The sequence below is a fragment of the Rhodanobacteraceae bacterium genome (assembly GCA_016713135.1).
GTDB lineage: Bacteria > Pseudomonadota > Gammaproteobacteria > Xanthomonadales > SZUA-5 > JADKFD01.
Genome location: JADJPR010000003.1, coordinates 279,417 through 302,855 on the forward strand (window position 1 = coordinate 279,417; position 23,439 = coordinate 302,855).

Below are 23,439 nucleotides of genomic sequence, written 5' to 3' on the forward strand. Positions count from 1 at the left end.
GCTGCTTTCGCGCATTCAGGTGGCGTGATCGAATCCGGCCCCGCCGCGTGATACGTTTGGCGCCAGTCCTGTCCCGGAGGCCTGACCATGTACCGCACGAACTACGTCACCCTTGCTTCGTTGCTGCTGCTCGCCACGAGCGTCCAGGCGGCGGGGCCCACGCCCGTATCCGTCGAGTTCGTCAACGCCGAGAAGTTCACCGACGTCAACGACCGCGCGTTCAAGACCTCGCCCGAGAAGAACACCAACCTTGCGGCGCTGCGCAAGCACGTCGAGACCAAGGGCGCGAAATACCTCAAGGCTGGACAGACGCTGGCGATTTCCTTCACTGACATCGACCTCGCCGGCGACCACAAGCCGCAGCTCAGGCCGCAAATGCAGGATGTACGCCTGGTCACCGGCCTGTACCCGCCGCGCATGAGCTTCAACTTTGTGCTCAAGGATGCGAATGGCCAGGTGCTGGACTCGGGCGAGGCCAAGCTCAGCGATGTGGGCTTCGACACCCACAGCGCCGGCCTGAGTTCTGATGCGCTGCGCTACGAGAAGCGCATGCTGGACAAGTGGATGCGCGCTGAGTTCGGCGGCTGATTGCCTTCGACTGACAGTTCAACGCGGAGACGCAAAGGAACGCGGAGCGAAGCCTACGCTGGCAGGCCATGATCTGTGTGCGCCGGTTCTCCGCGTTTAGCGTGGGCCCCTGCGTGCGCGGCCTCAGCCGCCCTCGCGCACCTTCTGAACGGCTGGCAGCAGCAAGCCGATCAACACTCCGCCCTTGGCGTCGGCTTTGGGCTTGAGGTCGCGGGCGACGGGTTTGGCACTGGCGGCTTGCTTCGGTTTCGGCTTCGGTTTCTGCATGTCGAGTCTCCGGGTGCGGATGGTCGAGGCCGCATGGTCCGGCCCCAGCGGGGCGGAATGCCCCGGCTCATCCAGCAGTACGCAGTCGCGCGGCGGAAACGACACGCGGTCGCCCTGGTAGAGCCGAGCTTGCTCGGCTGAAGGCCGGCAGCAGCGGAGCAAGCACGAGCAAGCTTCGCTCTACAGGTCCAGGGTCAAACGGATCAACTGGTCCTTGAGTTCCTCGTGGAAGCCGCACTTGCGCGCCAGCGCGCGCATGGCCTGGTTTTCCGGCAGGGTGTCGCCGTGCATCCGGCGCATGCCGGCCGCGCGGCAGAGTTCGATGATCCGCTGCAACAGCCGCGTGCCGAGGCCCTGCCCACCGAGTTGCTTCGGAATCACGATGGCGAACTCGGCGCTGCGCTGCGCCGGATCGAAGCTGGCGCGGACCACGCCATACAGCTTGGCCTGGCCTGGCGGCTCATGGTCGGCCAGCACCAGCGCGATCTCGCGGTCGTAATCCAGTTGAGTCAGGCGCGCGGCCAGGTCGTGGGTCAGCGCCTTGAGTGGGTACAGGAAGCGCATGCGCACCTCCTCCGGGCTAAGCTGGGTAAAGCCAGCCTGCAACTGCGGCTCGTCCTCGGCACGGATCGCGCGCAGCAGCAGGGCAGTGCCGTCGGCGAGGGTCAGCGGCATCGCCAGCGACCAGGGGAAAGGCGCGAACGCGGTCGCGGCGCGCTCGCTGCCGGGCTGCCAGTCGAACACCAGGTGCGCCAGCAGTTCGCCGCTGCTGCCGCCGGTCACGCCCTCGAACTCGATGCGCTGAATTTCCGGGCGTGCGACCATCAGTTCGGCGATCCGCAGCAGATGGCCGTGCAGCGTGGCGCGCGTGTCGGCGGGGATCTCCACGCCATCCCAGCCGCGCTCGATCAGGCGGTCCACGCGCAGGCGGTCGAGCGGCAGGCACTCGATGTGGCGCCGCCCGCGACTGCAGGCCACGGCGTACGGACCGAGCTCGGCATGGCAGCGCAGGCCGATCGATGGCAGCAGTCCGGCACGGCGCTCGTCGAGCTCGATGTCGACACCGATCTCGGCGAGCAGGCCCGCGCCCAGGCGCCGCGGGTCGCCGCCGAGGCGCAGCAGGCTGCTGGCGATGCGCTCGGCGTCCAGGCCTGGCCAGCGCAACAGCGGCGGCGGCGTCTGCATCAGTTCCGACTTCTGCTGGAAATAGCGCCGGTTGAGCCCGTAGGCGCGCACCGCGGCCTCCGGGGTCGGGAACGCGGCGATGCCGCGCTCGCCGAGGATGCGCCGCGCCTGCTGCTGTTCGGCGCCGGCGAAGGCCGCGAGCACCAGCGCCTCGCCCTGGGGCACGGGATTGAGCGCCCGCGCGATCTCGCTGCCGCTGCTGAAACTGGTCGGGTGGTGTAGCAGGAGGACCACATCGCTGCCGCTGTCGTGCGCCAGCGCGGTGCCGGCTACGGCGTAGCGCTCGGGGCCCGCGTCGCGCATCAGGTCGAGCGGGTTGCTCACCGCCGATCCGGCCGGCAGCAGCGACTGCAGCTGGCGCAGCGTCTCGGCCGACGGCTGCGCCAGGCTGCCGCCGGAATCGAGCACCGCATCGGCCGCCAGCGCGCCGAGGGCGCCGCCGTTGCCGGCAATGTAGAAGCGTTGTCCGGCGTGCGGCCAGGCCGGCAGGTCCACGTTGGCCGCGGCGCAGAACTCCTCAAGGTCCTGCGCCTGGAGCATCCCTGCGCGCGCAAATGCCGCGCGGTGGACCTCGTTCGACAGCGCTGCCAGCGGATCGCCCGGCGCAAAACCCAGGGTGTGCGGCTTCAGCACCACGACCGGCTTGCGGAAGGCCAGTGCGCGCGCGGCCGAGAGCAACCGGCGCGCCTGCGGCAGCTGCTCCAGGTGCAGCAGCACCGCGCGGGTGGCGGCATCGCGCGCGAACCAGTCGAGGCAATCGGCGATGTCCACGTCGACCTGATCGCCCAGGCTGACCAGGGCCGACATGCCCACGCCGCGCGTCGCGGCCCAGTCAGCGATCACGCCCGCGACCGCGCCGGAAGTCGACACGAAGCCGATGCCGCCGGGCGGCGGCAGCGCCGGGCACAGCGACAGGTTCAGCCCGAGGCGGGCCAGCGTCAGGCCCTGGCTGGCCGGCCCGATGATGCGCAGTCCGGTCTTCGCGACTTGCTTCTGCAATCGCTTGAGCAGGGTCGCGCGCGAGGCCCAGGGCCAGCCGCTCTCGGTGGCGATGCCGACCACCACCGCGCCGCCGCAGCCGCGCCGCGCCAGGGTCTCGATGATCTCGGCCACGCTGGCCCACGGTGTCAGCACCAGGGCGAGGTCGATGCCCTCGGGCAGCGCGGAAGCATCGCGCAGGCACTCGCGCCCGAAGACCTCGTCGCGGTGCCGGTTGACCAGGTGCACTGCGCCGCCGAAATCGGCATCCAGCGCCTGGCGCGTGAACGCGGTGCCGAGCGAATCCGGCTGGTCGCTGGCGCCGATCAGCGCCAGCGAGCGGGGAGCAAGCAAGCGGTCCAGCGGCCTTGAGTCCATCGGCGTCCTCGCGCAGCCATGAGCCGAGTATGGATGGTGACTGTGTCGCGGCTGAGTATTTGATTGGTCCGCAAAGGACGCAAAGTGCAGCCTGGTGTTGGTATTGGTTGCAGGTGTTGGAGCCGGAACGTCGTCCGATTCCGACGCATGGGCTTCGGCCTTCGCCCCACGTTCGCGGCGCAGGCGTATCCTCGCCGCACGAGACCGGAAGCGGAGCCAGGGCGATGGAACTGAAGATCAATGGCAAGGTGCATCAGGTCGATGCCAGCGACGACATGCCGCTGTTGTGGGTGCTGCGCGATCTGCTCGGCATGACCGGGACCAAGTTCGGCTGCGGCATGGCCCAGTGCGGGTCGTGCACCGTGCAGATCGATGGCGTGGCCACGCGCTCCTGCGTGCTGCCGGCGTCTGCAGTGGCCGGCAAGGAGATCACCACCATCGAAGGCCTGGCCGACGGCGACACGCTGCACGCGGTGCAGCAGGCCTGGCTGGACCTCGATGTGGTGCAGTGCGGTTACTGCCAGTCGGGCCAGATCCTGAGTGCCGCGGCGTTGCTGAAGAGCAACCCGAAGCCCAGCGACGCCGAGATCGACACCGCGATGGACGGCAATTTGTGCCGCTGCGCCACCTACCCGCGCATCCGCGCGGCGATCCACGCGGCGGCGGCGAAGTTGTCGGGCTGAATCGTCGGAACAGATTTCTTTGTCCGCAAAGGACGCGAAGGGCGCAAAGAAGAGCGGGAAGATCATCGCTGCGGCTTTTCTTCGCGTCCTTTGCGTCCTTTGCGGACAAAAAACAGCTTCCATTCCACTGAAGAGCACAGCGAACCGGGGACCGGAGCCATGAACGAGATCGTCAACCTGTCGCGCCGCGGATTCATCGCGAAGTCTTCTGCGCTCGCCGGCGCGCTGGTGCTCGGCGTGCACCTGGCGCCGCAGTCCTGGGCCGCCACCGCCACGGCGGCAGCTGCCGGGCCGGTCGAGCTGAACGCCTTCCTGACCATCGCCCCGGATGGCGCCATCACGGTGTACATCAAGCATTCGGAGATGGGGCAGGGGATCATGACCTCGATCGCGATGATCGTCGCCGAGGAAATGGACGCCGACTGGGCGAAGGTCAGCGCCCTGCCGGGCGACGCGCGCCCCGAGTTCGCGCATGCGCAATGGGGTATCCAGGCCACCGGCGGCAGCACCAGCACGCACACCTCCTACGAGCAGATGCGCAAGGTCGGCGCCACCGCGCGCGCGATGATGCTGGCCGCCGCGGCGGCGAAGAGCGGGATCGAGGCGGCAAGCTGCGCACCGAGGGCGGCGCCGTGATCGGCCCGGAGCCCGGCCAGCGCTGGCACTACGGCGAGCTGGCTGCGGACGCCGCCAAGCTCAGCGCGCCCACCGAAGTCGCGCTCAAGGACAGCAAGGCCTTCAAGCTGGTCGGCAAGTCGCAACACCGGATCGACGGCCGCGCCAAGGTCACCGGCTCCGCGGGTTTCGGCCTGGATGTGCGCGTGCCCGGCATGCTGACCGCGCTGGTCGCGCGTCCGCCGGTGTTCGGCGGCAAGCTGAAGAAGGTCGACGACAGCAAGGCCACGGCGGTCAAGGGCGTGCGCCAGGTGGTCGAGATCCATTCCGGCGTCGCCGTGGTCGCCGAGCATTATTGGGCGGCGAAGCAGGGCCTCGACGCGCTGGTCTGCGAATGGGACGACGGCGAGGCCGCCGGTTTCAGCAGCGCCAGCCAGCGCGCGGCGATGGACGAATCACTCAAGGGCGATGGCGCCAAGGTCAAGGCCGAGGGCGATGCCGCCAAAGTGCTGGCCGATGCGAAAAAGCCGATCCGCGCCGAGTACGATTTCCCCTACCTGTCGCACGCGCCGATGGAGCCGATGAACGCCACCGCGGATGTGCGCGACGACGGCGTCACGGTGTGGGCGCCGACCCAGTTCCAGACCTTCGACCAGATGGCCGCGGCGCAAGTGGCCGGCACCACCCCGGACAAGGTGGTGCTGCACACCACGCTGCTCGGCGGCGGCTTCGGCCGGCGCGCCAATCCGGCCAGCGATTTCGTGCGCGAGGCGGTCGCGGTATCGAAGGCGGTCAAGGCACCGGTCAAGCTGGTGTGGCCGCGCGAACACGACATAAAGGGCGGGTATTACCGGCCGCGCTCGCGCGTGTCGACGCAGTTGTCGCTCACCGCGGACGGCCAGCCCGAGGCGCTGCGGGTCAAGATCGCCAACCAGTCGATCATGCTCGGCACGCCCTTCGGCGCCGGCATCGAGAAGACCGGTGTCGACCCGAGTCAGGTCGAAGGCCTGGACGACTGGCCGTATGCCACGCCCAACCTTGCCGTCAGCTACCACATGGCCAAGGCCACGGTGCCGGTGTTGTGGTGGCGCTCGGTCGGCCACAGCTTCACCGCCTACGTGAAGGAAACGCTGATCGACGAAGCGGCAGCGCGTGCCAAGGCGGATCCGATCGACTACCGCATCGGCCTGCTGGAGAAGCACCCGCGCCAGGTGGAACTGCTGAAGAAGCTGCGCGAGGTCTCCGGCTGGGGCAAGGCACCGAAGGGCCACCACCAGGGCGTGGCGATCCACGGCTCCTTCGGTTCGCTGGTCGGCCAGGTGGTCGAGGTGTCGATCGACGACGGCAAGCTGAAGATCCACAAGCTCACCGCGGTGGTCGATTGCGGCAGCGTGGTCAACCCGGACACGGTCAAGGCGCAGATCATGGGCGGTGCGCTGATGGGCATCTCCGCCGCACTCGGCGAGGCGATCACCTTCGACCAGGGCAAGGTGGTGCAGAACAACTTCAACGACTACCCGATCCTGCGCATGGCCCAGGCGCCGGCGGTCGAGGTGCACATCCTCGAGAGCGGCGCGGCGATGGGTGGCGTCGGTGAGCCCGGCACCCCGCCGGCGGCGCCGGCGCTGGCGAACGCAATCGCCGCCGCGACCGGCAAGCGGCTGCATGCGTTGCCGCTGGACCTGGCGGCGCTCAAGGCCTGAGGCTGCAGCTGGTGCACGGCTGCGCCGTACACCGGCCTACGCTCGGGTAGGCCCGCGTAGCCCGGAGTGCGCGCGTGGCGTGCTCTCCGGGTGATTGCCGCGACCCGCCAGTCGGAGAACGGCTGCGCCGTACCGGCCTACGCTGGGCAAGGCCGCATGGCCGGGCGGGCGCGCATCGCGCGACCGGCAATTGTCCCCGGCGGGCTCGCGCGCGCGGGCCGCGAGCGCGTAGGATCGCCAAGCGCAACAAGGCGATCCGGAGCGGCGATGAGTGAGCACACACGCGGCGGCATTCCGCTGCACACCAAGATGCTGATCGGCTTCGTCGCCGGTGCGTTGGCCGGTATTGCCGCCAATGTGTGGGCGGCCGACAGCGACTGGCTCAACGCGCTGGTGACTTATGTTGCCAATCCCGTCGGGCAGATCTTCCTGCGCCTGCTGTTCATGCTGGTGGTGCCGCTGGTGTTCTCCGCGCTGGTCCTGGGCGTGGTCGAGATTGGCGAGCCCTCGGCCCTTGGCCGCATCGGCCTGAAGACACTGCTCTACATTCTGGTGGTGACGGCCGTGGCGGTGACCATTGGCCTGGTGGTGGTGAACCTGCTGCAACCTGGTCGGGGCCTGTCCCCGGAGGCGGGGCAGGCGATCCTGGCCAGCTCTGCCGAGAGCGCCGGTGCCATTGTCGCCAAGCGTGAGGGATTCTCGGGTATCGATCTTCTGCTCAACATCGTGCCGCGCAATCCGCTGGCGTCGGCCGTCAATGGCGACCTGATCGGCGTGATGTTCTTTGCGCTGATGGTCGGTGTCGCCGCCACCGTGCTGCGCACGGATGGCACGAAGACCTTCCTCGGCACCGTGCAGGGCATTTACGACATCTGCCTGCGGTTGATCGACTGGGTCATCCAGTTGGCGCCTTACGCGGTCGCCGCGCTGCTGTTCTCGATCACCGCGCGCCTGGGTTTCGATGTGCTGGTGCAACTGGCACGCTTCGTCGGTACCGTGGTGCTGGCGCTGGGCATCCATTTCTTCATCGTGTTCCCGCTGCTGGTGAAATTCGTCGGGCGGATGTCGCCGCTGGAGTTCTTCAAGCGCGCGGAGCCGGCAATCCTCACTTCGTTCTCGACGTCCTCCAGTTCGGCCACCCTGCCGACCACGCTGATGGTGGCCGAAGAACGTCTCGGCGTGCCGCGCCGCATCGGCCGCTTTGTCTGCACCCTGGGCGCCACTGCCAACATGAACGGTACGGCGCTGTTCGAGGGCATCACGGTGCTGTTTCTGGCGCAGTTCTTCGGCGTCGAGCTGTCGCTGACGCAGCAGGTCACGGTGCTGTTCCTGTGCATCCTGGGCGGCATCGGCGCCGCCGGTGTCCCCGGAGGTTCGCTGCCGGTGATTGCCATGATCCTGGCGATGTTCGGCATCCCGCCGGAAGGCATCGGCCTGATCCTGGGGGTCGACCGCTTCCTCGACATGTGCCGGACCACGGTCAACGTCACCGGCGATCTGGTCGGTGCGGTGGTGGTGGCCCGCGGCGAACCGGATGCAGACCCGGCGCCGCAGGCATCCTGAGCTGCCGCAGCGGGAGCCGCATGGGCTCCCGCCGCGGCGCCGCAATCAGGCCCAGCTCAAGGTCGCCATGAAGCCCAGGCCCCCGGCCAGCACCAGCGCGCCCATGCCGAGGAAGACCCAGCGCATGCCGGTCTTGAAGATCAGCGAGATACCGGCGAAGAACAGCGCGACGGTCAGGATGACCCCCGCGAGCGAGAACTGATCGCCCTTGTTGTTGGCGTCGCGGCCCTCGTTGAAGCGTTTGTCGGCGGCTTCGAACTCGTCGTCGCTGCTGCCGAACACTTCCTGCACGTAGTCGTCGTCGAGGTCGATCTCCAGCGCCTTGTCGAGTTCCTCTGACGACAGCACCACCTCGGAGTCGCCCTCCCAGTAGGCCTTGCGCTTGGCTTCCGGCAGGCCGAGAAACTTGTAGGCCGCATCGGAGGTTTGCGTGATCAGCATCCAGCTCGCCATCCCCAGCTGGCGTTCGCCAGCGGCGTCGTCTTCGGATTCCGAGCCCTCCCAGATCAGCTCCTTGGCGCGGATGTCCACCTGGGTGTCCTGCATGTAGGTGGTCAGTTCGTCGTTGTAGGTGCTGGACGCCTTGGTGGTCAGCGCGGCGGCTTCGCCATAGGCCTCGACGCTCTGGCCGCCCCACAGGCCGGACTGGTGGCCGGCGACGGCGGTGCCGATCGCGCCAATGCCGAGCAGGATCGCAGCGGCCAGTTCAAACGGGTCAAATGGCTTGTTGTCGTCAGCACTCATCGATGATTCCCCCAGGGTTGGTGTCGTCGGACCGCCGCGCGCGGCGCGCGGCGCCCGCTGATTCTGTCCTGTTTGCGCCCGCCGCGGCAGGGTGTCCGCGTGAAGGTCCTGTCGCTGCCGTTGCAGGCCTTGTCACGCTGGTTGCATCCCGGCCGGGATCGGTCGATCTTTCCCGGTCTTGACGCGCCAGTGCCGCGCGCCGCCCCGGAACCCATCGATGAACCCGACCCAAGTCCTCCGCCTCGGCGCCAGCGCATTTCTGGTCGCGCTGGCCTCCTGTGCCGCGCCACCGACCCCGGAACTGGCCGCCCCGGCCGACCCGCCAGCGGCCGCTTGCGCGCCGCCGCCGCTCGGCGGGACCACGCTGTACCTGCGCGGCTCGCTGAATGCCTGGGGTGCGCTCGACGAATACGCTTTCCAGTACCGTTGCGACGGCTATTACCTGAACGTGGACGCCCACGGTGGCCACGACTTCAAGGTCGCCGATGCCGCCTGGAGCGACACCAGCACCTTCGGCGCCGCCGCCGGAACCACCGCGCTGCTGCAGTCCGGCGTGGCCTTGCGCCCGGCACGCGACAGCGATCCGGGTGGTACCGGCAACCTGCGTTTCGCCTTCGACGGGGTGCACACGGTGCGGCTTGCGTTCGCCGGCGCGCAGCCCTCGCTCAGTGTCGGCCCCAAGTCCTTCGATGACCCGCAGGCGCGCGAGGTGAGCGATCCTGTCGCACTCAGCGTGCGCTTCGACTCGCGCGACCCGGCGCACAAGACACCTTTCGGCGCGGTGGTGCCGGGAACGCCTCTCAGCTTCACGCTGAGCGCGCTGCCGGGCGTCGAGTCGGCGACGCTGGTGGTCGAGTCGCGGCGCCTCGAAGGCAACCAGGAGATCCTCGAATACACCGAGCTGGCGCGGGTGCCCATGGAGCGCAGCCAGGACGGCGAGCGCGAGCGCTGGACCGCGCAGCAATCCTTCGAGGACTACGGTGTCTACGGCTACTGGTTCGAACTGAAGATCGGCGGTGAGCGTTACGCCTTGCAGAACAACCGCGACCTGGTGTTCTGGACCCGCGAGCGCGGCAGCAGCGGCCGCGGGTTGATCGGCTTCCTGCCGGACAAGGCCGGCGCGATCCGGCGCTACCGCCAGACCGTCTATTCGGCGCAGTTCAGCGTGCCGGGCTGGGCGCCGGACATCGTCTACTACTACATCTTCCCCGACCGCTTCCGCAACGGCGACCCGTCCAACGACCCGAAGCCCGGCGAGCGTCGCTTCCACGACGGCACCGTCGAGCTGCACCAGGACTGGAACGAGAAACCCTTCCTCTCCGGGACTGGCGATGGCTCCGACGACCGCTACGCGAACGATTTCTTCGGTGGCGACCTCGCCGGCATCATCGAGCAGCTTGATTACATCCAGGATCTCGGGGCCAACACCCTGTACCTGACCCCGATCTTCGCCGCGGCCAGCAACCACAAGTACGACACCGCCGACTACCTGAAGATCGACCCGGGCTTCGGCACCGACGCGGATTTCCGCAAACTCAGCGAGCAGGCCGCGCGCCGCAACATGCGCGTGATCCTCGATACGTCCCTGAATCACACCGGCATCGACTCGGTCTACTTCGATCGCTACGGCAACCATCCGGGCGTCGGTGCAGTGGAAGGTGGGAAAATCCAGCCGCAATCGCCGTGGTTCAGCTGGTACATGCTGGACCCGGACAACCCGGAGCAGCCCTGGACCGGCTGGTCCGGCTCGCGGGATCTGCCGGAACTCGACAAGCTGTCGGCCAGCTTCATCCATTTTGCCTATGCCACGCCGCAATCCATGATGCAGCACTGGCTCAATCAGGGCGCGGCCGGCTGGCGCATGGATGTGGCGCCCTGGGTGCCCGACTCCTTCTGGCGCGAATGGCGCTACTCGGTGAAGTCGCATCGGTCCGATGCGCTGGCCATCGCCGAGACCTGGTTCGACGCCAGCAAGTACCTGGTCGGCGACATGTTCGACTCGACCATGAACTACATCTTCCGCAACACCGTCCTCGAATACGCCGCCGGCGGCGATGCGCGCCGGCTGTATCCGAACATCGAGCTGATGCGCGAGCACTATCCGCCGCAGGCCTTCTCGGCGCTGATGAACCTGCTGTCCACGCATGACCAGGCACGCTCGCTGCACGTGCTTGGCGATCACGGAAACGATCCCTCAGCGAGCGCACAGGCGAAGCAGCGCATGCGTCTGGCCGTGCTGTGGCAGATGACTTTCCCGGGCTCTCCGGCGGTCTACTACGGCGACGAAGTGGGTGTGACCGGTGGCGACGATCCCTTCAACCGCGGCACCTATCCATGGCCGGAGCTGGGCGGCAAGCCGGACCTGGACCTGCGCGCCGAGTTCAAGCGCCTGATCGGCTTGCGCAACCAGCATGCCGTGCTGCGACATGGCAGCCTGGAAGCGCCGATCTACCTCGACGAGCACGTGATCGTGTGGCTGCGACGGCTGGGCGACCAGGCCGCGATCGTCGCGATCAACAACAACACCGAGGCAGCGACCGTCGAACTGAAGCTGCCCGAGGGCCTGCGCGCCGGCGTCTGGACCGATCTCCTCGGAGGCGAGGCGCCCAAGGCCGCCAGCGCAGGGCTGACCGTCCAGGTTCCGGCGCAGTTCGGCGTGGTGCTGCTGTCGCTGTGAGCTTGCCAGCGCCGACGCCCGCGGGTCTGCCGCCGCTGGATCCGCGCCGGATCTACAAGCTGCTGTCCGGCGGCGACTGGCAGCGCCTCTGCGCGGATGGCGCGTGGGCCGGTTCGCCCGACGATCTGCGCGATGGCTACGTGCACCTCTCCGCGGCGGATCAGGTTGCCGGAACGCTGACGAAGTATTTTTCAGCGGTGCCCGAGCTGGTCCTGCTCGCAGTCGATCCCGACGTGCTGGGCGCGGCGCTGCGCTTCGAGCCCGCGCGCGGCGGTGCGCTGTTTCCGCATCTGTACGCGCCGCTGCCGGCCACTGCGTGCGTGGCGCTGGCGCGCCGCGCGCTGCCGTCGTCGCCGTGGCAAGCTGTGCTTCCCTGAATGCGCCAGCGCCGGACTTGTCGATGAGTCTCGTTGCCAACGCCCCCTGTCCCTGCGGACTGCCGCAGGCTTATGGCGATTGCTGCGGCCGGCTGCACGCCGGCGCGCCCGCGCCGGATGCCGAGGCCCTGATGCGCTCGCGCTACAGCGCCTACGTCGTGGGCGACCGCGACTACCTGTTGCAGAGCTGGCACCCGTCGACGCGCCCTGCGCACCTCGACCTGGAGGCGCCGGGCACGATCCGCTGGTTGGGGCTGGACGTGCGCCGCCACTGGCGCATCGACGAGGATCACGCCGAGGTGGAGTTCGTCGCGCGCAGCAAATCCGGCGGCCGGCCGGCAACGCGCCTGCACGAGATCAGCCGCTTCGTGCGCGAGGCGGGGCGCTGGTATTACGTCGACGGGCATTTTCCGTCGGGCGCGCTCTGACGGGTGGATCTGGTAGCCCGGCGTGCGCGCGCAGCGCGATCACCGGGTACTTGCGGCAAGCACCCGGAGAACCGCTGCGCGGTGCTCCGGGCTACGCCGGCATGCTCGCCTTACTGGCAGTTTGCCGCGTGCACCATGGCCAGCTGCGCCACGACGTCCGCCAGCGCACCGGTGAAAGCGTCGCGATCGTTGTTGCCCCAAGCCTCCGCCATCGCCACCGCGGCGGCGCCGAATTCCTCGTCGTTGTAGGCGTCGGCGATCTGCGCGAGGCCCACCGAGATGTCGGCCAGTGCCTGGTGCTCCTCGCTGCCAGCGCCGATCTGGGCGTTCTCATCGTCCAGGGCCACGCCGAGCGCCGTCAGCGCCTCACCCATGTTGTCCACATCCTGGCAAGTCAGGCCTTCGGCAGACACGGCCGAACCGCACAGCGACAACAGCAGCACTGCCAACAACTTGCGCATCGGAATTCCCCTGTCAGGCCGGCGCGCGAAATGGCGCCGTCGCCGCTGCTAGGCTGGGATTGGCGCCGTCATGTGTCAAGCCGCGGCTTGCGTGCGTCCGGGCGGGACGTTCATTCGAACCCGTCGGCAAACAGCGGGCCGATGCCGGCGATGGTCGCCAACATCGCGGCGTCCATTTTCAGGATGCCGCCGGCCAAGGGGCGTGCGTTGGTCATGTTGGCCGGCAGGTCCGTAGCCTGGTGGTAGTGCGGATAATTGCCCGCACCGTTCTCCCAGGTGAAGAACGCCGGCACGCCCGCTTGCAGGAAGTACCAGTAATCGGTGTTCGCACCGACGCTGGTGCTGGTGATGATGTTCAACTCGGGCGCATAGGTGGCAGCGGCGGCGACATACTGCGACTGCAGCGCGGCATGTGTGGTGCTGGTGACCACCTGCGCATCCAGGGTGCCGCCGGCATCGAAGCCGATCATGTCCAGGTTGATCATGTGCTTGACCTTGGCGATGTCGCCGGAGGCCTGCAGTGATTCGACATAGCGCCGGCTGCCCCACAGGCCTTGTTCCTCGCCGGAGAAGCACATGAACAGCACCGAGCGTTGGGTCGCAACATCGGCGAAGGCGCGTGCCAGTTCGATCACGCCGGCGCAGCCCGAGGCGTTGTCGTTGGCGCCGGGCTGCGGATTGGTAGTGCCGTCGCAGCGCGCCGAGTTGCGCGAGTCGTAGTGCGCGCCGACCACGATCCATTCGTCTGGCAGCGAATCGCCCCGTTTGAGGCCGATCGGGTTGTCGACATCGACCGGGGGAGAGCCCTGACACAGGCTGATGTTTGTGAGGTTGTACTCGAACACCGAGGTGCTCAGGTTCGCGCCTTCGAAGGCCGAGAGGATCCAGTCGCTCGCGCTGCCGAGTGCGGGGCTGTAAGTGTTGCGGTTGAAGCCCGCGAGCAGGCTCATGGTCTGGAACCAGCGCTCGGGGTCGATCCGGTCGACCACCGCCTGCACGTCGGCGGTGGCGCCCATGGCGGCTTTGGGCGCATCGCTGTTACCGCTCTCGCGCGCGACGACGCCGTCCGCGGGCAGCGCCGATCCGTTGACGCCACTCAGCTTGGCATGGCGGATCGCCGAGGGCGGCATGCGCAGCACCTCGAAGCCGCCGACCGCGCCCAGCGCCGGCTGTTGCGACTCGTGGATGCAGACATGGCTGCGCACCCAGATTTCGTCGCGATCCAGCAGGCCCAGGCCGGCGCGTACGCCCGGCCGCGACTGCCATTCCTTCAGAGCCGCCGGCGCGACGCCGAGCAGCATCTCGGTGCCGAACTCGGCGGCCCAGCGCACCGTCGCATCCTGCTTCAAGGCCTGCACACGCGCGGCGCCGAGTCCGGAGATCTCGACGATCACCGTCGGAACCGGTTCGGCAACTGCCGGTGTCGCCAAGGTTGCGAGCAGGGAGGCGCTTAGCAGGCAAGCCAGTGAATGGCGCATTTGCGGACTCCGGTTGAGCAGGTGCGGGATCTTAGCGGCAAGCGCGCCGGCGCGCCGCGTCACCAGCCCTGCGCGGGCTCACAGTTCCCGTGCCAGCTCACAGATCGCGCGCGACACGGAATCCCACACGCGCGCCGCCGGAATCGGCCAGCACGCCGCCACGCCAGGCGCTGCGCACTTGCTCGCGCGCGCTGCCCCAGGAGCCACCGCGGACCACGCGCAATTCGCAGCCCGGATTGACCCAGGCGATCGGGGTCTCCGGCGCGCGCAGGAAATCATCGTGCCAACAGTCTTCCACCCACTCGGACACATTGCCTTCGAGGTCATACAGGCGGAATGGGTTGGGCTCGAAGCTGCGCACTGGCGCCGGGCCCCAGTGACCGTCGTCGTAGCCAGCGAAGCCCTGGTTCCAGTGGCGTCCGGAGCGCGAGGACTCGTCGGCGCCCGCCAGGTTGGCAACCACGCTGGTCGGGTCGGAATCGCCCCAGGGGAAGCGCGTGCGGCTGCCGGCCCTGAGCGCATATTCGAACTCGGCCTCGGTCGGCAGGCGGTAGGGCTTGCCGGTCTGCTCGCGCAGCCAGTCGGCGTAGGCGCGCGCGTCGTTCCACGAGACGTGCACCACCGGGTCGTTGTCGCGGGCCCGGGCACCGTTGTAGCCGCGCTGCCAGGTGATCCGGCGGGACTTGCTCATGCGTCCGGTCTTCTCGTCGTACACCGCCGATGCGCCGCTGCGCTCGGCATCGGTGGTGTAGCCGGTGGCCTGCACGAAGGCGCGGAACTCGGCCACGCTGATTTCGTTGCGCGCCAGCGCGAAGCCGCGCGCGAACTCCAGCGGCCGCTGCGGCCCTTCGCTCTTGCTGCGTCCGGGTTCTGCCTCCGGCGAGCCCATCAGCAGCGAGCCGACCGGCACCACCACCATGCGCGGGCCACGGCTGCCGTCTGCCAGGCTGTCGCCGAAGCGCTCGCCCGGCGCGTAGCCGCCATACAGCCGCACGTTGACGATCTTGCGCTCCAGGTCGCTGATCTGTGCATTGTCGTCGAGCAGTCGCCGCAGCACCTCCAGGGCGCTCTCGGCGCTCGCCAGATCATTCGCGGCCAGGGCGTCCTTGAACTGGGCCAGGCGTTCGGCCTGAGTCTGGGCGCGGAAGGCCATCACCTGCGAGCGCACGTCGAGCACACGCGAGGTGCCCGCCTGCACTTCCTCGGCCTGGTCGAGCAACTTGTCGGCGGTGGCAAAGCGCAGGTCGTAGGCGGCGGCGATCGCGCGTTCGAGCATGCGTCGCTGCACGTCCTCCAGCCCGCGCAGCGCGCGCGCGTTCGCCGGGTCGATCTGCAGCGCGGCGCGGTAGCCCTCCACTGCGCTGGCGAAGGTCTTGGGCCCCGCGCCTTCGCGCGCGGCCAGGCGCTCCGCTCGCGCCAGTTCGCGTTGCAGCGCACGCGTGCGTTCCACACCTGAGCGCACCGCCACCGCGACGCTGTCGTCGGCAAGTTCCTCCGGTAGCAAGGACAGCGCCCGCTCGGCGGTGCCGAGCAGGTTTTCCGGCAGTACCGGGTTGCCCGCATCGCGCAATTCGCCGAGCGCCCGCGCGAGCACTTCGCGCGCCTCGCCGTTGGCCGGATCCACCCCCAGGATGCGCGCCGCCTGGGCGAACGCGCTGCGGTCCAGCGGCTCCAGCAGCCGCCCCTCTTCGAGCTGGCTGCGCATGGTCGCGATCAGTTCGGCCAGTTGCTCGGGGCTGACATCGACTGGCTCGGCCGCCGCTGCGGAGGACGCCTCCTCGACCAGCGGCTCGTCGAGTGGCTCCTCGTTAGGCTCGGCGCTGCCTTCGACAGCCAGTATCGCGGGTCCATCGCGCAAGGGCGCATCCGGCGCGCGCAACTCGCCGGGCGCCTGCGTGCGCTGTCCGCGCCACCAGCCTACCCACGCGCTGCCCAGTATGATGGTCAGCGCAATCGCGAAGCTCAGCCGGGATTGATGATCGGAAGCCATCCGTCCGCCACACCACCTTCAGAGGCATGCCCAGTGTCAGTCACGAATCCGGCGCCCGCGCCGGCATGGATCGCCACCCCGCCGGCCGCCGCGACCTTCGTCGCCACTGCCCTCAACCATACGACAGTCGCGCTCGATACCGAGTTCATTCGCACCCAGACTTTCCACGCCGAACTCGGGCTGGTTCAGCTGGCGATACCGGATGCCATCGCGCTGGTCGACCCGCTCGTCGCCGGCGTCGGCGCCGCCCTGGTGCCGCTGCTGGCCGCGCCCGGCGTCGTCAAGATCGTGCACAGTGCCAGCGAAGACCTGGAGGTGCTGGGGCATGCGCTCGGCCAGGTGCCGCAGCCTTTGTTCGACACCCAGATCGCCGCGGTGCTGTGCGGTTACGAGATGCCGCCGTCCTATCAGCGGTTGGTGCAGGCGGAGCTGGGCATCGCGCTGGACAAGCACGCCACCCGCACCGACTGGCTCAAGCGCCCGCTGGATGCCGAGCAGATCCGCTACGCCGGCGAGGACGTCGAGCACCTGCATGCGCTGCACGCGAGGTTGTCGCGCCAGCTCGCGGACCTGGGCCGCAGCGACTGGCTGGCCGAGGAATGCGCCCGCGCGGTGGCCCGTGCGCTGGCACCGGGCGAGCCGAACCCTCACCTCAAGGTGCGCGCGATCGATCGCATGAGCCCGGCGCAGCAACAGCGCCTGTGGCGGCTCCTCAGCTGGCGCGAGCAAGAAGCTGCGGCACGCAACCGACCGCGCAAATGGATCCTCGACAACCCGGTCGCCATCCGCGCGGCGCTGCTGGAGCAGCCGGACCTGGCCAAGCTCGAAGCCGCCGTCGCTGCCGACGGCAAGCCGAGCCCGCGACTGGCGCAGAAGCTGGAAGCGGTGCTGGCCCAGCCCGCCACGGCCGAGGAACTGGCGATTCCGCTGTACGCCGCACAAAGCGAGGCCGAGAAGGCCCGCGCCCGCGACCTGCGCGAACACGCCGTCAGCCACGCCGAGCGCCTCGGTATCGGCGCCGACTTCCTGCTGCCGCGGCGCGCGCTCGACCACTGGGCGCGCTTCGGCGCCCTGCCAGACGACCTGCGTGGTTGGCGCGAGGGTGTGCTGGGCCTGTAGCCGGTGCGGCGCTGGGATAACATCGGCGCATGCGCAAGCTGCTGCGATGCGGGGCCTGCGTGCTGGCGCTGTGCTTCGCGCCGGCACTGCGGGCGCTTGAGCTGGGCGAGCCCTTGTTCCAGACGGTGGGGGATGCCGACAGCATCCCCGACAACAACGTCACTGCGCTGGCGCAGGATGCCGCGGGTTTCATCTGGATCGGCACGCCGAACGGACTGATCCGCTACGACGGCTACCAGCTCAAACGCTACGCGCGCGACCCGCGCGATCCGGATTCGCTCGGCGGCGCCTTCGTGCGCGCCTTGCTGGTCGGGCCCGACGGGCGCCTGTGGATCGGCACCGATGCCAACGGCGTGTCGGTCTACGATCCATCGCACGACCGCTTCACCCGGCTGCAGCACGATCCGCAGCGCAGCGACACGCCCTCGCACGACCAGGTGCGCGCGCTCGCGCTGGGCAAGGACGGCGCGATCTGGCTCGGTACGCGCGAGGGCCTGGACCGGATCGATCCTGGCGACTGGCCGCGTCGAGCGCCAGTTGCAGCGCTTCGGCAGCGACACCCGCGCCGAGGACGAGCGCATCTTCGCCCTGCTGGCCGCGCGCGATGGCGATTTGTGGATCGGCGGCTGGAATGGGGTGGCGCGCCGGCGCGCCACCGATGGCAGTTATCACCGCATTGCCGATCCGCGCCTGTCGCGCCAGCTGATCATGAGCCTCAGCGAGTTGCGCGATGGCCGCATCGGCATCGGCACGGCGCAGGTCGGCAGCTTCCTGCTCGACCCTTCGGATGAGTCCCTGCAGCCGGTGCCGGTGGGACTGGAGGACGTGCCCGACGCCAGCGAATCGCTGGTGCTGGCGATGGTGCAGCCGCGCGAGGACGAACTCTGGCTCGGCGGTTTCGGGGGCGTGGTCGTGCTTGATCCTGCGACCGGCCGGATCCTGCGCCGGCACTTGCCGGACCCGGCGGTGCCGACCAGCCTGAGCCACGCCCAGGTCCGCAGTTTCCTGCTCGACCGCGCCGGGCAGGTGTGGATCGGCAGCTACAGCGGCGGCCTGCAGTACCACGATCCAGGCAATCGTGCGGTGCGCGTGATGCATCGCCGTCCCGGCGAGCCCGGTACCCTGAGCAGCGCCAGCATCAGCAGCATCCTGGAACTGCCGGACGGCCGCATCTGGCTCGGCACCCGTGGCGATGGCATCGACATCGTCGATCCGAATCGCGGCGTGATCGCCACCCTGGACGCCCGGCGCGGCGTGCCGGGCGCGCTGGGGAATGGCACGGTGATCAGCCTGGCACGGACCGGCGACGGCAGCCTGTACGCCGGGACGCTCGCGGGCATGTACCGATATCTGGGCGAGGAGGCCGGCTTCGAGGCCATCGGCAAGGCGCAGGGGCTGGAGGGCAATACCATCCGCTGCCTGCTCGCCGACCCGTCCGGCGATTTGTGGGTGGGCAGCAACTACGGGCTGGCGCGTTGGAGCCCGGCAGCGCAGCGCGCCGTGGGCATCCCGGTGCGCGGCGCCGGGCTGCTCGCGGCGGACGTCAACACCCTGGCGCGCGAGGAGAGCGGCCGCCTGTGGGTGGGCAGTGCGGGTGGGCTCTATGTGCTGGAACCTGGCGCCAGCGAGCTGCAGCGGGTCGTCGCGGACGATCCCGAGCACGAGGAACTGGCCGGTGGCAGCGTCGTCGGCCTGTTGATCGACCAGCAGCAGCGGCTCTGGGTGGATACCGCCAATGGCCTCAGCCGGCTCGAATCCTGGGACGGCGAGCGCGCGGACTTCGATCGCGTGAGCCTGCGCCTGGGCATCGGCGGGCGCCCATTCGGCGCCAATCTGATCGACGATGCACGGGGCCGGATATGGACCCAGGATTACGTCTACGATCCCGTGCCCGACCGAATCCACGAACTGACCCGCGCCGACGGGCTGGAAATCGGCACGCCGTGGTTCCGCTCCTACGCCCGCCTGCGCAACGGCCAGTTGCTGTTCGGTGGCAGCCGCGGCCTCGCCATCGTCGATCCCGCGGCGTTTCGCGACTGGGACTACCGCCCTCCGCTGGCGATCACCGAGTTGCGCGTCGATGGCCAGCCGCTGGCGCCGGAAGCCTGGCAAGCGGGAATGGTCCTGGCGCCGGGCACCCGCAGCTTCGCGGTCGAGTTCGCCGCGCTCGATTTCAGCGCCCCCGAGCGCAACCGCTACGCGCACCGCCTGGTCGGCTACGACCAGGACTGGATCGAGCACGATGCGGCCCGTCGCCTGGTCAGCTACAGCCGCCTCTGGCCCGGGGACTACCGCCTGGAGATTCGCGGCAGCAACCGCGTCGGCCGCTTCGTCGATGCGCCACTCGTGCTGCCCATCACGGTCGCGCCGCAGCTATGGCAGACCCCCTTCTTCGCGCTGGCAACGATCCTTGCGTTGTTCGGTGGCGGCTACGGCGTGCACCGCTGGAATGTCGCCAAGCTCAAGCGTCACGAGCATGAACTGGAGGCCATGGTGGCCGAGCGCACCCAGGAGCTGAGCAGCGCCAAGGCGCGCATCGAGACCGCGCTGATCCGCCTGCAGGAGGCGCAGGAGCAACTGGTCACGGCCGAGAAGATGGCCTCGCTGGGGCAACTGGTCGCCGGCGTCGCGCACGAGATCAACACGCCGCTCGGTATCGCGCTGACCGCCGCCTCGGTGCAGGGTGAGCAACTGCGCGCGCTGCGCCAGCGCGTGGGCGACAGATCGCTGCGCGCCGGCGACCTCGATCAGTTCTTCGCCACCAGCGAGCAGGCGGTGCGCCTGGTCGACGACCACCTCGCGCGCGCCGCACGCCTGGTGCGCAGCTTCAAGCAGGTGTCGGTGGACCGCAGCACCGACGAGCGCCGCCGCTTCGTGCTCGCCGATTTCTTCCGCGAAGTGATCGACAACCTGGCCCTGGCCTGGCGCCGCCGGCCAATCCAGGTGCAGATCGACTGTCCGCCGGAGCTCACCCTGGACAGCTATCCCGGCAGCCTGGGGCACGTCATCTCAGGGCTCGCACAAAACGCCCTGCAGCACGCTTTTGCCGAGAACCAGGCCGGAACCCTGAACATCCGCGCCCGCGAACGCGACAACGGCCAGGTGGAGATCGATTTCGCCGACGACGGCGCGGGCATCGCCGCTGAGCATCTGCAGCGCATCTTCGAACCGTTCTTTACCACCCGCCGCGCCGAGGGCTCGATTGGCCTGGGTTTGCACAGCATCTACAACATCGTGCGCAGCCGGCTGCGCGGCGAGATCGACGTCCACAGCAGCCCGGGGCAGGGCACCCGCTTCAGCATCCGCATCGCCCGGGAACTCCCCGCAGCCACCGCCGCTGACCCGGCGCATGCGCACGGGGCCTGAACCGCCGCCGGCGGTCGCTTGCCATCACCCCCACGAAGTGTCTATGCTTCGCGGCTCTGTGTGGGGCGGTAGCTCAGCTGGGAGAGCGTCGCGTTCGCAATGCGAAGGTCGGGAGTTCGATCCTCCTCCGCTCCACCATCTCTCGGTTCCTACTGACTCTCCCGGAATGCCGAAATGCGCAACCATTGCGCACGGCTGCGGGTTCCTGAGGGTCATCGCGTGGACCTGGCTTCCCGCCGTCGAGGCCCCGGAAGCCCGAAAAGTGCTCTCTACCCCGCCCGCACTCTCTGCTCCCCTGGTCCCCGGAGAGCCAAGAACCAAGCGATGAAGTTATCCACACGATAAAGATCAATCACTTACTCTTGGTTCAAGAGTGCGAGTTGGAGGGGAGACGTGGTTGGCAGATCGGCGGCAAACTGCGGCGATGGACGCGCATGAGTGGCATGGGGTGAGTGCGTGATGGCTCTGCGCAAGCAGTTGGTGGCCGAGGCGATGCGCTCAGCCGCTGACCTTCCTCACCTTCCGCACTGCTGATTCGTACGAGCAAGGCGCGCGCGGCGCGTCCCACACAGCCGGCCGCGATCACAACGTGCTTGCGCTTCGGACGCAGCGATCTCACGACGACGCAAGTCGCGATCCGACGCAGCCAGCTGGACATTCTTGGCCAGGTTAATAGCGATGCTGGTGATGGCAGACGTAGACTGCAGGGCGCGGTCTCGCCGCAACTGCTTCACGCGGCGTTCGGGGGAAGCGCTTTCAGCGCGTCATTGACTGCAGGGCGAAGTAGTCAAGTTGCAGGAGTGGTAGCTATGTCCGAGCACGAGCCCCAGAAGTCGGGAAGTGAATCTCAGGCCTGGTTTTGCATAGCGAGTGGATATGGCGCTGTTGACAGTTTCACTTACCAAGTGCGATTCGTGGGGCCAGATCTTTGGGAAGTGGTTTCTGTCGGAGACTCGTTTGCCGGAGGAACTGAACGGATGGATTATGGCGTGGTGAGCGCCTCAGAGGCATTGGGAATTGCGATAGAAAGCGCTGGAGAAGCACCAAAGGATGTACGAGAGATAAGACGGTCGTTTCGAAGGGCACTAGAGGCCGAAGGGGACGCTGCGGGTTTGCGAGCTTGCTTCGGTCGTCCTCGAGCTCCCACGCCGGTGCAATTGTGCGCTATCGAGGGCGTTGGTAAAGTGCAGGTTAGAACTTCGTATCGAAGTTCTGAATCTCGTGATTGTATCGAAGGAAGTCTCAGTGATGGCCAGAGGGTCTGGTTTTGGCCTCCAGCACCTGGGAAGCGCGTCGTTTCTGGAAGTCTCCGAGCGAACCATGGCGAAATCCCTGTGAGAATTCGGATTAATAAGGAGCATCACGAGGCAATAATGAGCATCCTTGGAACACCTAAATATCAGGGTGCCCTGGAATAATCGCTGTCCAGCCCCCTGCGCTAGCTTTCGTTGGCCAGTTCGTGGATGCGCGTGACGGCGGCATCGAAAACGCGCGTCAACGGGGCCCGGCGATCAGACAGGACCTCGGCCAGCCACTGGTAGTAGCGCAGCATCTCTTCGCATCTGCCTGTTAAGCTCTCGAAGAGGCCGACGTCGGAGAATTTGGCCACCCAGACAAGACAAGGGAACGATTGCCATGAAGCCGAATCGAAGAGCTCACGTTGAGATCACCGCGTACTGGGGCAATGACGATGCATCGAGCACGATCAGACTGAGTCCCAGTCGATGGGCCGCGATCGAGAAAGGTGCTGAATTCGAGAAGTCCGCCTGGTCCTGGTACGAGGGTGTGCGGAGTTCGGTGACGTGGCGTTTCGCCCAGGAGCGGTGATGATTGAAGGGGAAGACTGCGAGGAGTGTGTCGTTGATCTTCCGGTTGAGGAGTTAGTCGCGGAAGTCGTTAAGCCGAGTTAGATTCCGAGCGCAGGGTATTGGTTAGGCGACCAATAGGAATAATCGGGCTCGCTTGAGCCGATTTCCGCATCAGATCCTCACAGCATCCTCGTCGTCCGCATCAACTTGCGCAATGGTGCAGGGCGGCCGTTGTACTGATTGACCGCATCGAACTTCCTGTCCATCGACGCCAGAGTGCCGTTGACCAGCACCGGCAAATTGCGCAACGGATGGCTCTTGGGCACCCTGCTCTCGAACGACGAACACGAGTCAGAGGTTAAGCATGAACGAAGGTGAAGATGGCTTCGGCGAGGACCCCGATGACGAGTACGAGGGCGAAGAATGCCCCGTCTGTGGCGCTATCGATTGCGCGAACCACGTGGTTGTGATCTTTGTCGACGGTTACCCGCATGATGACTTCGGGGCGCTGACACTCGAGGATTGGAACGAGATCGCGCGAAGCCTTCAGATTCGTCTGGTCGACGCGTGGCTCGAAGGTCGAAGTCAGGTTGATGGTCCGAAGAGTCTTGCAGCGCTGTTGCCAACGCTCAATGACATCGACCGCCGCCGACTATTGCGGGAGGTTTCTGGCGAGGAAACTCCAGACGACCCAGGAAACTTCGCATTTGAAGTGTCTGAACTGCTCGACGCTAACGACCAGTTGCCTGACGTCGAGCGAGTCGAGGATGTAATGCGCGAGGCGCTGGATTCATTGCGGGGCATGTCGGAGCAGTCCAGTTCTGTCGACAACGGGCCATGCACCTTCGTGGCCGATCGCATCTACTCGAGTAACCCAGAGGCGATGGTGCGTCGCTTCAAGATGCGGCTTGGTCTCTGAGGTACGAGCGCCGTCAGGCCGGAAGTTTCTTCGGTGCGACTCTGAATGCCTCTTACGGACAGGCGCAGCCATCTCTCGTTTGGGCCTGCCCGCGATTCAGCGCAGCACCACG

16 protein-coding genes, 1 tRNA gene and 3 pseudogenes are annotated in these 23,439 nt (G+C 67.7%); 13 read left to right on the top strand and 7 right to left on the bottom strand.

Annotation, left to right across the window (positions count from 1 at the left end):
- Nucleotides 1–87 precede the first annotated feature (87 nt).
- Nucleotides 88–588, top strand: coding sequence for a DUF3016 domain-containing protein (locus IPK27_05480; protein MBK8067080.1), 501 nt, complete (start codon nt 88–90; stop codon nt 586–588).
- 123 nt (nt 589–711) lie between these two features.
- On the opposite strand, the gene IPK27_05485 is transcribed toward IPK27_05480, so the two are convergent.
- Both IPK27_05485 and IPK27_05490 read right to left on the bottom strand, forming a co-directional pair.
- The gene (locus IPK27_05485) at nt 712–855 is read right to left on the bottom strand and encodes a hypothetical protein (protein ID MBK8067081.1); all 144 of its coding nucleotides are present in this window, start codon (nt 853–855) and stop codon (nt 712–714) included.
- Between the two features lie 180 nt (nt 856–1,035).
- On the bottom strand, nt 1,036–3,396 hold the full coding sequence (locus IPK27_05490) for a bifunctional acetate--CoA ligase family protein/GNAT family N-acetyltransferase (protein ID MBK8067082.1): 2,361 nt from the start codon (nt 3,394–3,396) through the stop codon (nt 1,036–1,038).
- Between the two features lie 224 nt (nt 3,397–3,620).
- On the opposite strand from IPK27_05490, the gene IPK27_05495 reads away from it, so the two are divergent.
- The 3 genes and pseudogenes from IPK27_05495 (at nt 3,621) to IPK27_05505 (ending at nt 7,960) form a co-directional block, all read left to right on the top strand.
- Nucleotides 3,621–4,079, top strand: a complete 459-nt coding sequence (locus tag IPK27_05495; GenBank protein ID MBK8067083.1) for a (2Fe-2S)-binding protein — start codon at nt 3,621–3,623, stop codon at nt 4,077–4,079.
- 159 nt (nt 4,080–4,238) lie between these two features.
- Nucleotides 4,239–6,397 (top strand): annotated as a pseudogene (locus IPK27_05500) (xanthine dehydrogenase family protein molybdopterin-binding subunit).
- A gap of 267 nt (nt 6,398–6,664) precedes the next feature.
- Nucleotides 6,665–7,960, top strand: coding sequence for a dicarboxylate/amino acid:cation symporter (locus tag IPK27_05505; GenBank protein MBK8067084.1), 1,296 nt, complete (start codon nt 6,665–6,667; stop codon nt 7,958–7,960).
- Between the two features lie 45 nt (nt 7,961–8,005).
- On the opposite strand, the gene IPK27_05510 is transcribed toward IPK27_05505, so the two are convergent.
- Entirely contained in the window at nt 8,006–8,704 is a 699-nt protein-coding gene (locus IPK27_05510) for a DUF4337 family protein (protein ID MBK8067085.1), read from the bottom strand.
- A gap of 2,334 nt (nt 8,705–11,038) precedes the next feature.
- Here IPK27_05510 and IPK27_05515 point away from each other — a divergent pair.
- The gene (locus tag IPK27_05515) at nt 11,039–11,758 is read left to right on the top strand and encodes a DUF952 domain-containing protein (GenBank protein MBK8067086.1); all 720 of its coding nucleotides are present in this window, start codon (nt 11,039–11,041) and stop codon (nt 11,756–11,758) included.
- A gap of 23 nt (nt 11,759–11,781) precedes the next feature.
- Nucleotides 11,782–12,186, top strand: coding sequence for a hypothetical protein (locus tag IPK27_05520; GenBank protein MBK8067087.1), 405 nt, complete (start codon nt 11,782–11,784; stop codon nt 12,184–12,186).
- 110 nt (nt 12,187–12,296) lie between these two features.
- On the opposite strand, the gene IPK27_05525 is transcribed toward IPK27_05520, so the two are convergent.
- The 3 genes from IPK27_05525 to IPK27_05535 form a co-directional block, all read right to left on the bottom strand.
- Nucleotides 12,297–12,647, bottom strand: a complete 351-nt coding sequence (locus IPK27_05525) for a hypothetical protein (protein MBK8067088.1) — start codon at nt 12,645–12,647, stop codon at nt 12,297–12,299.
- Between the two features lie 110 nt (nt 12,648–12,757).
- On the bottom strand, nt 12,758–14,125 hold the full coding sequence (locus tag IPK27_05530) for a M28 family peptidase (GenBank protein ID MBK8067089.1): 1,368 nt from the start codon (nt 14,123–14,125) through the stop codon (nt 12,758–12,760).
- A 97-nt stretch (nt 14,126–14,222) separates the two neighbouring features.
- Nucleotides 14,223–16,115 carry an SUMF1/EgtB/PvdO family nonheme iron enzyme gene (locus IPK27_05535; GenBank protein ID MBK8067090.1) on the bottom strand — a complete coding sequence of 631 codons (1,893 nt, stop codon included), beginning with the start codon at nt 16,113–16,115 and terminating at the stop codon, nt 14,223–14,225.
- A gap of 33 nt (nt 16,116–16,148) precedes the next feature.
- Here IPK27_05535 and IPK27_05540 point away from each other — a divergent pair, with 33 nt between their 5' ends.
- The 6 genes and pseudogenes from IPK27_05540 to IPK27_05565 all read left to right on the top strand — a co-directional run bounded on the left by IPK27_05540 (nt 16,149) and on the right by IPK27_05565 (nt 20,738).
- Nucleotides 16,149–17,234: a ribonuclease D gene (locus IPK27_05540; GenBank protein MBK8067091.1), complete on the top strand. Its 1,086-nt coding sequence runs from the start codon at nt 16,149–16,151 to the stop codon at nt 17,232–17,234.
- A 29-nt stretch (nt 17,235–17,263) separates the two neighbouring features.
- The gene (locus IPK27_05545; GenBank protein ID MBK8067092.1) at nt 17,264–18,025 is read left to right on the top strand and encodes a hypothetical protein; all 762 of its coding nucleotides are present in this window, start codon (nt 17,264–17,266) and stop codon (nt 18,023–18,025) included.
- A gap of 547 nt (nt 18,026–18,572) precedes the next feature.
- Nucleotides 18,573–18,695 (top strand): annotated as a pseudogene (locus tag IPK27_05550) (hypothetical protein).
- Between the two features lie 657 nt (nt 18,696–19,352).
- Nucleotides 19,353–19,598: pseudogene (locus tag IPK27_05555) on the top strand (hypothetical protein).
- A 126-nt stretch (nt 19,599–19,724) separates the two neighbouring features.
- Nucleotides 19,725–20,600 (top strand): HAMP domain-containing histidine kinase, encoded by an 876-nt coding sequence (locus IPK27_05560; protein ID MBK8067093.1) that lies wholly within the window; start codon nt 19,725–19,727, stop codon nt 20,598–20,600.
- A 62-nt stretch (nt 20,601–20,662) separates the two neighbouring features.
- A tRNA-Ala gene (locus IPK27_05565) sits at nt 20,663–20,738 on the top strand.
- A 1,849-nt stretch (nt 20,739–22,587) separates the two neighbouring features.
- On the opposite strand, the gene IPK27_05570 is transcribed toward IPK27_05565, so the two are convergent.
- Nucleotides 22,588–22,734 (bottom strand): hypothetical protein, encoded by a 147-nt coding sequence (locus tag IPK27_05570; protein ID MBK8067094.1) that lies wholly within the window; start codon nt 22,732–22,734, stop codon nt 22,588–22,590.
- Between the two features lie 38 nt (nt 22,735–22,772).
- On the opposite strand from IPK27_05570, the gene IPK27_05575 reads away from it, so the two are divergent.
- Complete coding sequence (locus tag IPK27_05575; protein MBK8067095.1) at nt 22,773–23,327, top strand: hypothetical protein; 555 nt, start codon at nt 22,773–22,775, stop codon at nt 23,325–23,327.
- The last annotated feature ends 112 nt before the right edge of the window (nt 23,328–23,439 follow it).